The 14109-nt window shown below is 51.3% G+C and carries 18 protein-coding genes; 11 read left to right on the forward strand and 7 right to left on the reverse strand.

Translation table 11 applies throughout. The features are described from left to right. Positions 1–24 precede the first annotated feature (24 nt). From FD28_RS13355 to FD28_RS11250, 3 genes are all read left to right on the forward strand, one after another. Entirely contained in the window at positions 25–177 is a 153-nt protein-coding gene (locus FD28_RS13355; protein ID WP_169788500.1) for a hypothetical protein, read from the forward strand. A gap of 137 nt (positions 178–314) precedes the next feature. Next, positions 315–1007 carry an NAD(P)H-dependent oxidoreductase gene (locus tag FD28_RS11245; protein ID WP_057735140.1) on the forward strand — a complete coding sequence of 231 codons (693 nt, stop codon included), beginning with the start codon at positions 315–317 and terminating at the stop codon, positions 1005–1007. Continuing rightward, positions 1000–1179: a hypothetical protein gene (locus FD28_RS11250; RefSeq protein ID WP_057735141.1), complete on the forward strand. Its 180-nt coding sequence runs from the start codon at positions 1000–1002 to the stop codon at positions 1177–1179. The genes FD28_RS11245 and FD28_RS11250 overlap by 8 nt, the downstream gene beginning before the upstream one ends. A 147-nt stretch (positions 1180–1326) precedes the next feature. On the opposite strand, the gene thiD is transcribed toward FD28_RS11250, so the two are convergent. Next, positions 1327–2145, reverse strand: coding sequence for a bifunctional hydroxymethylpyrimidine kinase/phosphomethylpyrimidine kinase (gene thiD, locus FD28_RS11255; protein ID WP_057735142.1), 819 nt, complete (start codon positions 2143–2145; stop codon positions 1327–1329). A 599-nt stretch (positions 2146–2744) separates the two neighbouring features. On the opposite strand from thiD, the gene codA reads away from it, so the two are divergent. Then, complete coding sequence (codA, locus tag FD28_RS11265; RefSeq protein ID WP_057735144.1) at positions 2745–3983, forward strand: cytosine deaminase; 1239 nt, start codon at positions 2745–2747, stop codon at positions 3981–3983. 131 nt (positions 3984–4114) lie between these two features. Here the strand turns inward: codA and FD28_RS11270 are convergent, their stop codons facing one another. Then, the gene (locus FD28_RS11270; protein WP_057735145.1) at positions 4115–4594 is read right to left on the reverse strand and encodes a hypothetical protein; all 480 of its coding nucleotides are present in this window, start codon (positions 4592–4594) and stop codon (positions 4115–4117) included. A gap of 275 nt (positions 4595–4869) precedes the next feature. Between FD28_RS11270 and FD28_RS11275 the strand changes: the two genes are divergently transcribed. The 6 genes from FD28_RS11275 to FD28_RS11300 all read left to right on the forward strand — a co-directional run bounded on the left by FD28_RS11275 (position 4870) and on the right by FD28_RS11300 (position 10802). Next, positions 4870–5736, forward strand: a complete 867-nt coding sequence (locus FD28_RS11275; RefSeq protein ID WP_057735272.1) for a ribonuclease H family protein — start codon at positions 4870–4872, stop codon at positions 5734–5736. A gap of 128 nt (positions 5737–5864) precedes the next feature. Further along, positions 5865–6329: a VOC family protein gene (locus FD28_RS11280; RefSeq protein WP_057735146.1), complete on the forward strand. Its 465-nt coding sequence runs from the start codon at positions 5865–5867 to the stop codon at positions 6327–6329. Positions 6330–6693: 364 nt separating this feature from the next. Beyond that, positions 6694–7299 (forward strand): sugar O-acetyltransferase, encoded by a 606-nt coding sequence (locus FD28_RS11285; RefSeq protein WP_057735147.1) that lies wholly within the window; start codon positions 6694–6696, stop codon positions 7297–7299. A 312-nt stretch (positions 7300–7611) separates the two neighbouring features. Next, entirely contained in the window at positions 7612–9225 is a 1614-nt protein-coding gene (locus tag FD28_RS11290) for a BCCT family transporter (protein ID WP_420806201.1), read from the forward strand. A gap of 341 nt (positions 9226–9566) precedes the next feature. Next, the gene (locus tag FD28_RS11295; RefSeq protein ID WP_057735149.1) at positions 9567–10025 is read left to right on the forward strand and encodes a universal stress protein; all 459 of its coding nucleotides are present in this window, start codon (positions 9567–9569) and stop codon (positions 10023–10025) included. A gap of 99 nt (positions 10026–10124) precedes the next feature. Beyond that, entirely contained in the window at positions 10125–10802 is a 678-nt protein-coding gene (locus FD28_RS11300) for a beta-phosphoglucomutase family hydrolase (protein WP_057735150.1), read from the forward strand. Here FD28_RS11300 and FD28_RS11305 read toward each other — a convergent pair. Continuing rightward, positions 10756–11148: a DUF488 domain-containing protein gene (locus FD28_RS11305; protein WP_057735151.1), complete on the reverse strand. Its 393-nt coding sequence runs from the start codon at positions 11146–11148 to the stop codon at positions 10756–10758. The two genes, FD28_RS11300 and FD28_RS11305, sit on opposite strands and share 47 nt — an antisense overlap. A 55-nt stretch (positions 11149–11203) precedes the next feature. Between FD28_RS11305 and FD28_RS11310 the strand changes: the two genes are divergently transcribed. Next, complete coding sequence (locus tag FD28_RS11310) at positions 11204–11830, forward strand: DNA-3-methyladenine glycosylase (RefSeq protein WP_057735152.1); 627 nt, start codon at positions 11204–11206, stop codon at positions 11828–11830. 130 nt (positions 11831–11960) lie between these two features. On the opposite strand, the gene FD28_RS11315 is transcribed toward FD28_RS11310, so the two are convergent. From FD28_RS11315 to FD28_RS13360, 4 genes are all read right to left on the reverse strand, one after another. Beyond that, positions 11961–12680: a demethylmenaquinone methyltransferase gene (locus FD28_RS11315; RefSeq protein ID WP_057735153.1), complete on the reverse strand. Its 720-nt coding sequence runs from the start codon at positions 12678–12680 to the stop codon at positions 11961–11963. 18 nt (positions 12681–12698) lie between these two features. Continuing rightward, entirely contained in the window at positions 12699–13493 is a 795-nt protein-coding gene (map, locus tag FD28_RS11320; protein ID WP_057735154.1) for a type I methionyl aminopeptidase, read from the reverse strand. A gap of 100 nt (positions 13494–13593) precedes the next feature. Beyond that, a complete protein-coding gene (locus tag FD28_RS13265; RefSeq protein ID WP_157059889.1) occupies positions 13594–13767 on the reverse strand; it encodes a hypothetical protein in 174 nt (57 codons plus the stop codon). Positions 13768–13888: 121 nt separating this feature from the next. Continuing rightward, the gene (locus FD28_RS13360; RefSeq protein ID WP_169788501.1) at positions 13889–14065 is read right to left on the reverse strand and encodes a hypothetical protein; all 177 of its coding nucleotides are present in this window, start codon (positions 14063–14065) and stop codon (positions 13889–13891) included. Positions 14066–14109: the final 44 nt, after the last annotated feature.

The following is a 14109-nucleotide window of genomic DNA, read 5'->3' on the forward strand; positions in this document are numbered from 1 at the left end:
CTAAAGTTGACGGGGGGAATTGCTATGCAAGCACTAGTTATTATTTTGTTCATTATCATTTTGGCCGGCGTCGGACAGTTGTATCTGAACAACCGGGAAACTTTCCGGAAGAACAGTAAGCATCTGGCAACCCGGCGCGATAAATTTCACGATGGTTCTGATCGTCGCTTAAGTTAATTCAGTCAACTGGTCGTTAGCAAATTGCTAAGGGCCTTTTCTTTTGGCCTTTTTTCTTTGAGCAGACAGTGTCTAGAATGCAAGGCAAGTGTGCTACAGTAGGCTTAATGAAAAAATGTGAAGGAGCTGATGAAGTCATGACCACGTTGGTATTGGTCTCCCATCCCCAGTTGGCAGATTCAACGAGTCAGCAATTCTTGAAGGAAAGTTTGCCCAGCCAGAATGTGATCTGGGAACACATCGAGGGGCAGGCGAAACTGGATGTGGCCCAAGAACAAGCGCAGTTACGCCAAGTAGACCGCATCATTTTACAATTCCCCCTGTATTGGTACGCCGCTCCCGCTGGTCTGAAGGCGTGGGAGGATACGGTGCTCACCCGGACTTTTGTCTACGGCGATCACCGGTATCCGTTGGCGGGTAAGGAGCTGGGGATTGTCGTCACCACCGGCATGCCGGAACCGGCTTTCCAACGGGGCGGGGCCGAGGGCCTGACCCTCGACGCAGCGTTAGCCCCTCTGGCGGCCCTGGCGCAACGCGCGAAGTTGACCTGGTTACCGATTTTTCCAATCTATCAGTTCAGTTATTTGGAAGAGCCGGAAAAGTTACAGTTAGTTGTGGATTACCAGCGTTATTTGACGCAACCTCAGCCGGATAGCTTGGCTAATCGTCAGGCTTGGTTTGCCCAGCGACTCGTTGACAAGGTCCAGCAGCTACCGGCAGAGCAACAGGCGACCGGCCAGTTGATTGCCAGCGTCTTCGACCAAAATCGCGAGCATCTCGATCAGCTGACCGACACTTTGGCAATGATTAAGGAGCAAGAAGATGACTGAACAATCAGAATGGTTGCGCCAACAGATTGATCAGTTGGCGAATCAACAGGAAAAGTTTACGGACCGGGCGTTCTGGCTGGCACTTAAACAAGTCGTGGCCGAGCAGGATCGGCGTAGCGAGCAGCTCGGCGGTGAGGTTGATGGCCGAACGTGGCGGCCCGACCGGTGGTAATCGGAATGACCGGTAAGGCGAAAGGACCACCAGGTTACCCAGTTTTAGGCCAATTATTGTCACTAGTGTAGGTATTTTAAACTTTAGTCAAATAGCTAGGCCCACCGTATTGCAGGGGGCCTAGCTATTTTTGGCATTCAGTTTATTTTAAGAAAAATCGCGATCCATGGCTGCCCAGTGATTAACGGGGCCAAACTTGTGGCCTACTTCAATGGGGGACCCAATTGCGGCGTTGACGAATTGCTTGGCAATCTCAATGGCGTGTTTCATGGGCGTGCCCTTGGCCAGTTCGGCCGTGATGCAGGCTGACAGGGAATCGCCGGTCCCGTTAACCCGGTCGGTTTCGTGGTAGGGTTCACTCAGCCAGAAGCTCTCACCGGAGGCCAGTAGGACGAAATCCTTCACCACGGTTTGGTGAGGATCGGCGTGGCTCCCTTTGGCGATGATGTTTTTGGCGCCCATGTCCTGAAGCTTGTGTGCCGCCTTTTCCATGTCAGCATCGGAACTAATGGTCATTTCTGCAATCTTTTCGACTTCAAAGAAGTTCGGCGTCAGGACGGTTGCTAACGGAATTAAGTTGGTCCGTAAGGTGTTAAACGCGCTCTCCTCCAGCAACTGGTTACCGTGCTTGGTCATGATCACCGGATCAACCACCAGTGGGCCGAAGTCGGCGGCTTGGTAATTCTTGACGACGGTATTGATCAGCTCGGAATCGGCGAGCATGCCCGTCTTGGCGGCACGAATGTGGTAGTCGTCCGCTAGGTCCTTGAATTCCTGATCGATAAAGTCGGTGGGCATCGGCACGCTGGCGTGGATGCCATAAGAGTTACCGGCAACACAGGCGGTCATGACGGAAGCCCCGTAGACGTGACGCGCGAAGAAGGTATGCAGATCAGCCTGCATGCCGGCACTCCCATCGCTATCTGAACCCGCGATGGTGAGGGCTTGTGGGTATGAATTTACCATGTTTAATCAACCTCCGAAATCAATACTGTAGCTTCCAGCATAGCATAGACTGGTTGGAAATGACGACTCCACCGTTCGATAAATTTATTTGTAACGGGGCCGGCCGTGCCTAAGCCTGATCTCCCGGGGAGGAGGCGTCGGTGGTTCGAGGTTAACTGACATCCTTAACGGTGGCTAATTGCTCGTAAACTCAGGGGGAGTCGCGTAAGTTTGAACGTGAGTAGGTGGGACCGGTTGACTAGAAAATACGTGTAGAGGTGAAAACGGATGAGACGTGAACAATGGTGGGTACTATCTTGGAGTTTGGTTGGATTTGTGGTCAGTTGGTATGCGCTGGTTGGCGCTGTTCAGACAATCTATCAGTGGTTTCCCCATGAACCCGTGACTTTATTGTTCGGATTCGGACTAACTGTGATAAGCTTAGTAGGGTTGGTTCGGACCAGTAGAAAGGGACCCTGGTGGTGTCTGGTCCCAGCTACGGTGAGTGCTATTGCCGTGATACTGGGGTTAGTTGCCGACAGCACGCTGCTTTTGCTCGGCCTGACCATTCCCGGTTTTTACTAATCTGATGAAAAAGTGTAGGAGGTAGGTTAACGCGCATGTTAATTCAACAAGGTCTCATCGAAAACGCACAGCAGCCACAGGATATTCGTATTGAGGACGGGAAGTTTACGGCAATTGCCGATCACTTAACGGCTAAAGACAATGAACAGGTGATCGATGCGCAGGGGAAATTAATTTTACCGCCATTTGTTGATCCACACGTTCATTTGGACAGTACCATGACGGCGGGCGATCCCGAATGGAACCAGTCAGGGACGCTGTTTGACGGGATTCGTATCTGGTCCGAACGGAAGAAGACGTTGAGTATTGAAGACGTTAAGACTCGGTCTCGCCAAGCGTTGGAACGTCAGGCAAGCCACGGGGTTCAGTTTGTTCGGTCCCACGTGGATGTCACCGATCCTAATTTGACGGCATTGAAGGCCTTGATTCAGGTTCGTGATGAGGTCAAAGACTTTATCGAGTTGCAACTCGTGGCCTTCCCACAAGAGGGTATCCTGTCATTCCCACACGGTAAGGAATTAATGGAACAGGCGGCCAAGCTGGGTGTTGACGTGATTGGGGCTATCCCACACTTTGAGTTTACCCGAGAATACAGCGTGGAATCTCTGCACTTTGCCGTTGATTTAGCGCAAAAGTATGGCAAGCTGGTGGATGCCCACTGTGACGAAATCGATGATCCTGCCTCACGTGGCCTTGAAACGTTAGCTACCTTGGCCTTGGAGACTGGCTTGGGCGACCAAGTGACGGCTAGCCATACCACGGCCATGGGCTCTTACAACAACGCCTATGCTTACAAGCTAATGCGCCTATTGCAGATGTCACACATCAACATGATTTCTAACCCGCTGATCAATACCCACTTGGGTGGTCGTTTTGACACGTACCCTAAGCGGCGTGGCTTAACCCGGGTTAAGGAACTAAATGCGGCCGGGGTTAATGTGGCCTTTGGTGAAGATGACATCAAGGATCCTTGGTATCCTATGGGTGACGGCAACATGCTGGATGCGCTCCACATGGGGATTCACGTGACTCAGATGATGGGTTACGATGACATCATGGGTTCCTACAAGTTCGTTACGACTAACGGAGCTAAGGCCATGCACGTCAGCGACCATTATGGCATCGCTGAGGGCAAGCCGGCCAACTTGGTCATCATGAACAATGACAACTTCTACAACGCCTTAAATCAGCGCTCAGAAGTGCTATACTCCATTCACCACGGTAACGTGATTGTGAAGACCGATCCCAAACAGGTCCACTTGAATTTAAAATAAATTAATTTTTAGATAACCAAACAGGCATCACGGTCATTCCGGTTGAGGCGGGGATCGTGATGCCTATTTGAATACAAAAAAATCTCCCCGTTTCCTAGTATCAGGAATGGAGAGATTCTCGCGTAAAGTTGTTATTTTTTAGACTTCGCACGCTTTACTTTTTTAACGGTCGTTACGGTAACCGGTTTGGGTGCCACAACGGGCTTTTTCTTTTCTTGGTGTTGGGCGCGTAGTTGATCCTTCAACGCCTCAATCTCGGCGACGTGTTCCTCTTTCCAACTTTGGTAAGAACCAGCGGAGTCCGTATCGTTGGGCTTCAAGCCAGTGTTTAGCCAGAAACAGGCCTCGGACAAACTCGGAAAATTGTGAATCCACAAAGTTTGTCCGTTGTCGGAATCAAAGGCGACGTAGGAACGGAAATGTTTCTTTAAAAAAGTATGCCGCCGAATCTTAAAGGCCTCGCGCTTACGGGTTAACCGATAGTCTGGTAAGATATATTGGCCGGAGGTGGCCAGTTGTGGAAAACGTTCGTCACGTTGTTCACGCTGGTCCTTAAGCATCGCGCGGGCTTGGTCGACGGTAATCATGGACGCATGGATTGGATTCTTCATCAAAAACCCCCTTAAAAATTTGGAAAAATAAGTAAAAATGACAGTCTCCGGCCATTACTCACACTTACAAGATTAGCATAATCTAAAAGTTATGGAAACAATTTACACTTTAAAATTATTGATTTTTAAGGTTTATGGTGGTCGTGGGCAGAAAAAGTTTTTAAGGCCCTAGTTAGGATGGTATCGGCTTCATAAAGCACGTAATAGCGGATTTATTTAGAATGCGGCAAACTATGGTAAACTAGCTTAGACTAGGTTGAAAGTGAGGAATGAATTTGGCACAGAAATACTACGCAGTTCGCCGCGGTCGCAAGCCCGGTATCTACCGAACTTGGGCGGAAACCCAAGCACAGGTCACCGGCTTCTCCGGGGCCCAGTATAAGAGCTTCACGTCGGCGAGTGCTGCAGACGCCTTCATGCAGGGCCAGGCAACGCCGAGTGCGCCCAAGGCCAGTAAAGCGGCCCGGACGACGACACCTGCTCATCCCGTTTCTGCGGCGATCACCGTCTACACGGATGGTGGCTCGCGAAACACCGGAAATGTCGCTGGTGGACACGTGAGAACCGGCGACAAGGCCGCTTGGGCCTATCGCATTGAACTTCCCGCTGATGTTGTGACGGGATCCGATGGTGAATTTGGGGCCAGCAATAATCGAATGGAGATCATGGCGTTTCGTAATGCGCTCCAGAAGCTAGTCGACTTAAACCAGAATCAGACCAGCATTGTCTTTGTCTTAGACTCCCGGTACGTTTTGAACGCCGTTACTGAGGGCTGGCTAGCTGGCTGGAAACGGCGTGGCTGGAAGCGAAGCGCGGGGCCGTTGGCCAACGCCGAGCTGTGGCAGGACGTTGATCGTCTGTTGCCACAATTTACACAGCTCAGTTATCAATGGACCAAGGGACACGCGACCAACCAAGGAAATGTGTTCGTGGATCATTTGTTAAACGAGACCATGGATGGGATGGGGCAAGAACGCCACCATGCTGCGGTCAAACCGGTTGCTTCGCGTCCAGCAGCACTGGCTAGTTCGGCGACTGCGAAACACCCTCAGGCGGCATCCTCACAGGCACCGCTGAAGCATACAACGGCTGAGCAATCGCTCGCTGACATTGCGAAAGGGTTGCGTGACCTACCGTTTTAAGGTGATTAAGGGTATAATACCAGCTAGGGATAAAATGCGGCTAATCTAATCGGGAAGACTAGCACCGGACTAGCGGTGACTAGGCAATCGATTTGTTTCAAAATTATGTGATGAATGGGGTACCGACGATGCAAGCAAAGTTAATTCCATATCTGGAATTTGAAAACGCCAAAGAAGCTATTGCGTATTATCAGAGCGTCTTTGGGGCAACCAACGCCTACCGGGTCAGCCCGACGGCCGAGGAAGTCGAACAGTTTGGGTTAGCACCCACGGTTAATTTAGACGAAATGACCATGAGTGGTGGGTTTAAGATCCTGGGCTTGGACATTCAGTGTGCCGATGCCTTGATGGGTCAGCCCACGTCCTCCACGTTGATTTCACTGATGATCGACGTGGATGCGGACGACTCCGCCAGCGTGAAGGAATTGGCAGGCCTGTACCAACGGCTTCTCAAGTCCGACGTGAAGGTCATCAGTCCCTTCGGTGAACAGAGCTCCGGGGGCAAGATGGGGCAGGTCGTGGACGCTTACGGGATTACCTGGATCTTGCGTGAACAGACGATGCCGGGTGACACGGTTAGTGAAAATGCCTAACGGGGTCGCCAATAGGGGATCGTGAGTGATTAATTTACAAATAAACTGCTGGGAATGAGCGCGTTTAGCTCATTCCTTTTTTACGTCACTGTGGGTTGTAACCATCCGTAAGACGCAATGATACAGAAAATCAAGATGAAAATTAAAATACCGGCGATATTACTTTAAAATGCCGCCTTACCGTTTCTCAGGCCGCCGGCGGTCCCCCAGCCGGAATCTCTGGTAGCCGCAGGTGAGAATGTACATCTAACTTAGGGGTTCAAAACCTTTCCACAGGGGACTGCCCCATAGCGGACTAGATGCCCTCTTTGGGGAAAGCCCGTGGCAAGTGTTATCATGGAATACAAGAGGAGTGATTGATGTAATGACAACAGAACGGGAAAAAATGACGGCGGGTCAGCCCTATGATCAATTCGATGCTGAATTAATTGCACGGCGGGTCGCTGCGAGAAAGCAACTGCGCGCAGTCAATCAACTGGATGATAACGCGCAGCGAAACAACGGTTATCGCAAGTTGATCGCGGATAGTGGGGATGACTTCTTCGTTGAAGCTGGGTTGGAATACGACTACGGCTGGAACATTCACATTGGCGATCATTTTTATGGTAATTACAACATGACTTTGTTGGATACCTGCCCAATCACGATTGGCGAGCACTGCTACTTCGGTCCCAATGTCGGGCTGTACACACCGGTTCATCCCTTGAATGCGATGGCTCGGGTCCATGATGTTGAAATGGGGGCACCAATCACGATTGGTGATAACGCCTGGTTCGGTGGCAACGTGACGGTTTTACCTGGTGTCACGTTAGGGAATAATGTCGTCGTTGGTGCCGGCGCCGTCGTCACGAAGTCCTTCGGTGATAACGTGGTATTGGTGGGGAATCCCGCTCACGCCATCAAGGAAATTGACAACGGTCCCACTGGAAATGCCGCTGCCAAGGCAAAGTGGCCAGAAAAGCTTGACTAACACAAAGAGTTAAGCTATCACCTAAATTCTAATCAAATTCTTAGAATGCAATAGCCATTGGCTATGTAAACGCTTTAATTCCGAAAGAAATTTCTTATCCATCAGCAAGATTTTACTAATCCTAGTGTCCGCGTATAATAGACTTTGGATATTGATTCAAAGAGATTTGCGTAGGCAATTTGTATGTAACCGTAATGGCGCTGTACAGGTGGCTCGTGTGACGACCCATGTATTAGCGCTTTTTTCGTACAATCTCTTCGAAGCATGACCGCTGGGAGTTCGCTCCCAGGAAACAAATGAGGAGGATTATTTATTTTAGCGCGTAAAAATATTGATAAGTTAGTATTCGTACCAACCATCGTTTTATTTATTCTCGCGTCATTGCTATTTATCTTAGGTGGTAACCAATTACAAACCACTCTGAGTTCTCTATTGAACTGGATTGATACTCGCATGTCATGGGCCTATATGATGGTGTACGTGATCAACTTCTTATTTTTTATGTATTTAGCATTTGGTAAGTTTGGTAAAATTAAGTTGGGTGATGCCAATGACAAGCCCCATTACAGTAACTTTCAGTGGGGGTCAATGGTTTTCGCCACGGCGATCGATGCCAGTATTTTGATGCTGTCTATCGTTGATCCACTGCGGTACCTGCAACACCCAGCCTTCGGGTTTAAGCCATTTTCAAGTAACGCCTACAGTGCTGCCCACATGATGGGGCAGTTCAACTGGGGCCCCATGGCTTGGATGATGTTTGCACCAGCAACGATTGCGATTGCTTACGTCCTGTACGTGAAGCACGCCAAGGTTCAACGAGTCAGTGCCGCGATCACCAGTCTTCAGGGTGACAGCACAGGAAAAGTCATTGCACGGCACGTGGTCGACTTCTTAGTGGTCTTTGGGATTATGGGCGGGATCGGTTCGTCCGTCGGGATGGAAATTCCGATTATTTCCAAAGTACTCAGCCGGCTGACTGGGGTTCAAGATAACCTCATGCTTAAAATTGAACTCTTTATCATTTTGTTTATTCTGTTTGCCGTTACGGTATTCCATGGTTTAAATGGTGGGATTAACCGTTTGAGTTCCGCTCACATTTGGACGGCGTTGGGTCTGTTAGCCATTATTTTAATCATCGGGCCCACGGTTTATATTTTAAATTCTGAAACCAATAGTATTGGGTTAATGGCCCAAAAGTTTATTGCTATGTCAACGAACACGATGCCTAACGGTGGGGATAGTACCGCTCAGCAGGAAACCATTTTCTACTGGGGCTGGTGGTTATCCTACATGCCCGTCATGGGACTGTTCATTGCCCGGATTTCCAAGGGCCGGACGATTCGTCAGGTCTTAGTGGGGATGCTCACTTACGGTGCCTTAGGGTGCATGAGTTTCTATGCTATCTTCGGGGGCTACTCATTGTGGCTCCAACAAACCGGGGCCGTCAACTTGGTCCACATCTTAAACACGCAGGGTCAAGCCGCCGTGGTTGCCACGGTGATTGCCACGTTGCCATTTAAGATGATTATCTTGGCATTGTACTGTATCTCATGTTTCATCTTCCTGGCAACGACGATTTCATCGTCCGCCTTCATCGTGTCATCCTTTACCAGTCTTCACTTGGATGACGGTCAGGAACCAAGTCGTTGGAACCGGATGATCTGGGTCGTTGTCTTTATCATCTTCTCCTTCGGGATTGTGATGGTTGGGGGCTTCAAGACCGTTCAAACCGTGTCAACGATCGCTGGGTTCCCACTGATGTTTGTCTGCATCTTGCTGTTGCATTCAATCTGGCACATGTTGGCAGCCAAGCCAAAGCCAGCACCAGTGGTGGTTCCACAACCAGTTGTGGTTCGGCGGATTACCGTCGAATTGCCACGTGCGGTTCGTGGACCGATGATCTTGTCACCGGATCACGCGAGATAGAGTGTAAAAGAGGGCGGTTAGGTTCTGAGCATTAACGGGACTAAGTGCCCGCCCGGTGGAACCGGGCCGGTGCTTAGGCGTGTTAAGCGCAGGAACCTGCCCGAGAGAACACGTTTCGAAGGCCGCTGGTTTTACTAGAGAAAATTCAGCGGCACCCAAAATGACGAAATCAAACCAAAAACGCCTTCCAAATTTGGAGGGCGTTTTTTCATGGCGAGGCTAGAAAGCCATAACGGTTGAACGGATCCAACCGGTGGGCTACTAGTTAAGCCAAGAAAGTACTTTTTTAATCAGGTATGATACAATAGGGCCGGATCACCAATCACTGCAGGAGGGGTTTTATGGCAGACGAAAGTAACAATCCACTATTTTTTCGGCGAATTTTAATCACGATCGACGAGGATGATCGGCCGTCAACGAGCCGCGCATTTCGGTTCGCTATGACGATGGCGCGGGATTACCGGGCCCACCTGGGCATTGCGTCCGTACTGGAAAGTAACGACATCAGTATCTATGAATCGTTGATGCCCGATAAGCTCAACGAGAAGCGAGATGAGCTAAAGGCGATCGTCAAGGGCTATGCCGACCAAGCCACCGCGTTTGGTGTCGAGGACGTGCGGTCCATCGTGGCCGAGGATGGCGACGTCGATGACGTGGTTCTTCAAAAGATTATTCCGGAATTCAAACCGGATCTCGTCGTCTGTGGGGCGGACGTTGACTTCGCTAGTCACGGGCATCCGGGTGCGATTGGCCTGCGATTGGCCAAGAAATCCGACGTTTCAGTTATCGTAATTCGCTAAATTAACCATGGTTCACCGCATAGTTTAAAGCGGTGAACCATTTTATTTTGGTGTATAATAGATTTAAATTTGAAACGCTTTCATAAGGGGGAGAGGAAAATGCAACCACGTCATCTTCGTGGCTTCCTGTTTGACCTCCACGGGGTGTTGGCAGATTCTTGGCAGTACCATTTGGCTTCTTGGCAAACGGTTGCACAAGAACTCCAGATTCCGTGGACCGATCAACTGGCGGCTACTTTACCGGGAATGAGTCGCGCGGATTCTCTGCAAGCCATACTGGCCTCTGTGGGACGTCAGAGCGACTTTACGCCAGCACAGAAGCAACGGCTCACGGATCACGAGAACGCGTTGTATCGCCAGTATGTGGCGTCTCTGACCCCGGCTAATCGCTTACCGGGGGTCACGGCTTTTCTGGACGAGCTGGTTGCGGCTGGGTATCCCATGGCCTTGGCTTCAGCCTCGACCAATGCCCCCGCAGAGATTGCCCACCTGGGTCTCGATCGGTATTTTCCACAGATTGTGCCGGCGGGAAGCCTCAAGGCCAGCAAGCCAGCACCCGATGTGTACCTGGCCGCGGCCGCGCTGATTCATCAGCACCCCGAGGACTGTGTGGCCTTTGAGGACACCACTACCGGTGTACGTGCGGCTAAGACGGCGGGGTGCTTTACGATTGGGATCAACGCGCAGCCACTGCCACGTGCGGATGCCAGGTTAGCCAGTACCCGTGACCTTAGTCTGTCAGCCGTGCAGCGGGCACTCGGTCAGCTAAACGTTTGAGTAAAAAGGCTTTTAAAACCACCGCTTGGTTGTGCTCCTGATCCTTGGCGCCGTATAATAAGATCACGTCTTGGGTATTGAGCTGTTCAGCAACCAAGTCCAAAAAGGCGGGTAACGCTGCGTTAGCTTCAAGCTCGGCAACGTAGCGTTTTTTGAATTCTGGAAACTTTTCCGGCTCGTGATTGAACCACTTCCGGAGCTCGGTTGTCGGGCCCATTTCCTTTTCCCAGGACGCCAGTTGCGCGTTAACCTTGGAAATTCCGCGTGGCCACAGCCGGTCGACGAGCACCCGGTAACCGTCCAAATCGGCGGGTTTTGTATAGATACGTTCACATTTTATTGCCATAAGGTATCATCTCCATGGCTTCATTCTAACATAGTGAAATTGAAGGAGAGATTTGATGTCAGACGCTTTAGCGGATTTTTTTACGGGACGCCCCACGCCCCAGATTGCCCAGGATCTATTGGGACACGAATTGGTTTATCAAACGCCAGCCGGCACCATGAGTGGCTGGATCGTGGAGACCGAGGCTTACCTGGGTGAACAGGATACGGCGGCCCATGCCTTTAACGGTCGCTACACGGCTGCCAATGCGGCGTTGTACGATGCACCGGGGACCATTTACATCTATATCCTGCGGGGCTATTACATGTTTGATGTGGCCACCCAGGCGGCGGGAACACCCCAAGGAATCCTGGTTCGCGGTATCGAACCGCACCGGGGGCTTGACCTGATGCAACGGAATCGGGACAAGCCGGTACCGGATGTGACCAATGGCCCCGGTAAGCTAATGGCGGCGTTGGGCATTCAGTCGAAGGACCTGAACCGGACCCTGTTGGGCGCGCAAAATTTGACGATTACGCCGACAGCTACGCGCCAACCCAAGGAAGTTGCGGCCACATCCCGGGTCGGCGTCTCGGCGGGGAGCTGGCAGGATCGGCCACTACGGTTTACCGTGGCAGGCAACCCCTTTGTCTCCGGCAGCCGTAAGCGTGACTGGGATCGAGAGACCCACGGCTGGGCCTGATGACCGTGAAGATAAAAATTTTGGGGGGGCGTGTCCCGGCCGCCTTTAAATAAACAACCTGAATAAAAAATCCGCACCAAACCAGACGATAGATCATCTAGTTTGGTGCGGATTTTGATTTGCTATAACCTTAGTAAGGTTTAACCCCGAAGTGCACGGCGGCCGCGCCCAGATTAAAGACGTGGTAATGAACGCGTGTCAGTCCGGCTGCCGTAAACATCGTGGCGAGTTGCGTGACCGAGACGAAGTTGTGCGTCGACCGTTGGAGGTAGTTGTAGGCCTGATAGTGGTGGGCAACGAGACTCCCCATCAAGGGAACCACGTGGCCAAAGTAGACCTGCCAGCCCGCATGAATCACGGGATTGGTGGGTTGCGAGGTTTCCAGGCAGACCACCTGACCGCCGGGCTTGACCACGCGGGCCATTTCCCGGAGAACCTGGTTGGCATCCGGGACGTTGCGCAGGCCAAAGCCGATCGTCACGACATTAAAACTGTTGTCGGGGTAGGGCAACTGCATGGCATCGCCCTCGCGCAGGGTAATCCGATCGGTAAGCTTGGCGGCGCGAACCTTCTGCTCGGCCTCGCGAATCATCACGGGACTAAAGTCCAAGCCGACCACGCGACCAGCCGGACCGACCGCCTGCGCCAACGCCAAGGTCCAGTCTCCCGTGCCACAGCACAGATCTAATGCAAAGTCGCCGGGTTTGACCGCCATTTCGGTCATGACGTGCTTACGCCACAGGCGATGGGTGCCCAGGCTAATGACGCTGTTCATCTGATCGTATTGCGGGGCAATCTTATCAAAAATGTTTTGGACAGCCGGTTCCGGCGTGTGATTGGTTAGTGCCATGCAGGGGCGCCTCCTTGATTAAAGTCGGTACTTTTCGTCGATCTCGTCGTCTTGGGACGTCAAGATCTTAGGGCCATCATCGGTGATGACCAGGGTGTGTTCGTATTGAGCGGACAGAGAACCGTCGGCGGTCACGTAGTATTCCCATGACTTGTCGGCCGTTTCCCGTGAAGCAATCTCCCAAGTCCCCAGGTTAATCATGGGTTCAATGGTAATCGTCATGCCGGCGCGTAAACGCAGACCCTTGCCGGCTTCACCGTAGTTCGGCACGTTAGGTTGTTCATGCATGGTGGGTTGAATACCGTGGCCAATCAGCTCACGGACATCACCCATGTGTTCTTGACCCTCGGTGTAGGCTTGGATGGCGTGACCAATGTCACCGATCCGGTTGCCGACAACGGCTTGGTCGATCCCCAAGTAGAGGGACTTCTTGGTGACATCCATGAGGTGTTGGGCTTCAGGACTGATCTTGCCAACCGCGTAGGTCCAGCAAGAGTCACTTTCAAAGCCGTCCAGGTTAACGGTCATGTCAACCGCCACGATGTCGCCTTCCTTTAACAGCAGTTCCTTACGGGGAATGGCGTGGGCCACTTCGTCGTTGACGCTGACGCAGGTGGCATACTTGTAGCCTTCAAAACCCTTTTCGGAAGGGGTGGCACCGTGTTCTTCGATGTACTTGTTGGCAAACCGTTCGATCTCCCAGCTAGAGATTCCTGGCTTAATAATGTCGCGCAGGCCCTTGTGCACACCGGCCAGAACGGCACCGGATTCGGCCATCTTTTTAATTTCACGATCTGATTTAATGGTTATCAACGTGTTACCTCCTCAAAATTTCGTACACTACTAATCTACACCTAATTTAACGTTTAGGCGAACCCGTGACTCGAAAAGTCCGGGCACCGCGTTAGCCGGATTAGCGGCTGTGAGTCTTCTTGAAAAAATGGGTCTTAATGAAGCCGACCGTGGTTAAAAGGAGAATCAGCAACAGCGTTGTTCTAAAGTCTGTGATCAAGCTAAAGATTAGGAAGACTAACAAGCTAAAGATGATGAGTAAGACCAGACTTTCTATAACGATCCGACTGTTCATGATGACCTCCTCGTTGTGACCAACACGGCGGCACAAACGCGCCTGAGGCCGGGGCCCCAAACGCGTTGGACGTTGCTGATACCGGTTGGTTTGATTAGTGTCGATGGGGGACGATTCCCCACTACTCGGCCGTTAAGCGGTTAATGGTCCCGTTGTCGATTTGTTCCAGAATGCGTTTTGCTTCAGTGATGCGGGCGTCACACAAGAACTTCATTGCATTGTCCTTTTCGTCTTTGGCCCGGTTCATTTGTTCCGTTAAGAAATTAATCTCGTCGTGTAAGTATGCCACTAAATCCATATTTTACCCTCATTCCTTGCGTAGTCCGCGACGGCTGAATGGAT

It is taken from the genome of Levilactobacillus hammesii DSM 16381 (assembly GCF_001434395.1).
GTDB classification, from domain to species: Bacteria; Bacillota; Bacilli; order Lactobacillales; family Lactobacillaceae; genus Levilactobacillus; species Levilactobacillus hammesii.

Coding starts and splice junctions, on each gene's coding strand:
- FD28_RS11285 (WP_057735147.1), top strand. CDS start 6,694: ATGACAACAGAACGGGAAAAAATGACGGCGGGTCAGCCCTATGATCAA.
- FD28_RS13360 (WP_169788501.1), bottom strand. CDS start 14,065: ATGGATTTAGTGGCATACTTACACGACGAGATTAATTTCTTAACGGAA.
- FD28_RS13265 (WP_157059889.1), bottom strand. CDS start 13,767: ATGAACAGTCGGATCGTTATAGAAAGTCTGGTCTTACTCATCATCTTT.
- thiD (WP_057735142.1), bottom strand. CDS start 2,145: ATGGTAAATTCATACCCACAAGCCCTCACCATCGCGGGTTCAGATAGC.
- FD28_RS11305 (WP_057735151.1), bottom strand. CDS start 11,148: ATGGCAATAAAATGTGAACGTATCTATACAAAACCCGCCGATTTGGAC.
- FD28_RS11300 (WP_057735150.1), top strand. CDS start 10,125: ATGCAACCACGTCATCTTCGTGGCTTCCTGTTTGACCTCCACGGGGTG.
- FD28_RS13355 (WP_169788500.1), top strand. CDS start 25: ATGCAAGCACTAGTTATTATTTTGTTCATTATCATTTTGGCCGGCGTC.
- codA (WP_057735144.1), top strand. CDS start 2,745: ATGTTAATTCAACAAGGTCTCATCGAAAACGCACAGCAGCCACAGGAT.
- FD28_RS11280 (WP_057735146.1), top strand. CDS start 5,865: ATGCAAGCAAAGTTAATTCCATATCTGGAATTTGAAAACGCCAAAGAA.
- FD28_RS11250 (WP_057735141.1), top strand. CDS start 1,000: ATGACTGAACAATCAGAATGGTTGCGCCAACAGATTGATCAGTTGGCG.
- FD28_RS11295 (WP_057735149.1), top strand. CDS start 9,567: ATGGCAGACGAAAGTAACAATCCACTATTTTTTCGGCGAATTTTAATC.
- FD28_RS11315 (WP_057735153.1), bottom strand. CDS start 12,680: ATGGCACTAACCAATCACACGCCGGAACCGGCTGTCCAAAACATTTTT.
- FD28_RS11270 (WP_057735145.1), bottom strand. CDS start 4,594: ATGAAGAATCCAATCCATGCGTCCATGATTACCGTCGACCAAGCCCGC.
- FD28_RS11310 (WP_057735152.1), top strand. CDS start 11,204: ATGTCAGACGCTTTAGCGGATTTTTTTACGGGACGCCCCACGCCCCAG.
- FD28_RS11245 (WP_057735140.1), top strand. CDS start 315: ATGACCACGTTGGTATTGGTCTCCCATCCCCAGTTGGCAGATTCAACG.